Source organism: Streptomyces hilarionis (assembly GCF_024539675.1).
Classification (GTDB): domain Bacteria; phylum Actinomycetota; class Actinomycetes; order Streptomycetales; family Streptomycetaceae; genus Streptomyces; species Streptomyces hilarionis.
In genome coordinates, this window is the sequence record NZ_JAHHIT010000582.1 from 1 (window position 1) to 328 (window position 328).

Consider the following 328-nt stretch of genomic DNA (forward strand, 5'->3'; position numbering starts at 1 on the left):
ATCAGTGCGAGTAGATCGTCGAGATCTTTCTCACGGACGACGAGGCACGCAACTCGTCGCCAGGCTTCCCGTTCTACCCTCCCAGCTTTGGGGCGCCAGAGTTGAAAGCCATTGAGAACTAACCAATTGGTTTTGTCGGAGGGGTTTACTACCTCAACGTTCTCAAGTGCATCATAAATGTCCTGATCGCCGTTGATCCATTCCAAGGCTTGGTCCACTGATGCCTGCTTCAGATCAGGACCCTCGGGAGTCCAAAAACACGGGTCTTCCAAATGACTCCAACCATCGTCTGCCGTCTGGTCGACCAACAGTGATGGATCTATGTTAC

The 328-nt window shown here is 52.1% G+C and carries 1 protein-coding gene; it reads right to left on the reverse strand.

Annotated elements, in window-relative coordinates; all coding sequences use genetic code 11:
* A partial coding sequence (locus tag KMS84_RS39600; RefSeq protein ID WP_256921497.1) for a hypothetical protein occupies nt 1–218 on the reverse strand: 218 nt, incomplete at its 3' end.
* Between the last annotated feature and the right edge of the window lie 110 nt (nt 219–328).